We start from the raw sequence: 315 nt of genomic DNA, 5'->3' as shown, positions 1-315 counted from the left end.
TCCCCATCTCTCCACAAGTTACGTATGTCAATAACAGGCTTTATTCGGTATTTATCCCAGCACTTTGTTATTAGTTTTGTATCATCATACCCTCTATCTGCTACCATGGTTTCCGCCCTCTTGAGTATTTCTGGTTGCTTTTCCTCCATCCGTTCCAGCATTCGATGCCCCTCTTTTATGTCAGACTCCGACGCTTTCGTTAAACTGAATATTATCGGAAGTTCATAGGTCGCGTCAACTATCAGATGCAGTTTGTACCCAAACCATTTCACGATCTTCTCCCATGCCTTACCGTTCTCGTACACCCCTCTATAT

1 protein-coding gene is annotated in these 315 nt (G+C 43.5%); it reads right to left on the bottom strand.

Annotated elements, in window-relative coordinates:
- Window positions 1–272, bottom strand: a 272-nt coding sequence (locus ULO1_RS10210; RefSeq protein ID WP_242947936.1) for a transposase, incomplete at its 3' end; no start/stop codon positions are given.
- Between the last annotated feature and the right edge of the window lie 43 nt (window positions 273–315).

Origin of the sequence: Carboxydocella sp. ULO1, assembly GCF_002049255.1 — a bacterium.
Lineage (GTDB): Bacteria > Bacillota.
Note: the sequence above shows the minus strand (reverse complement) of the source record. Positions and strands in the feature narration are given on the sequence as shown.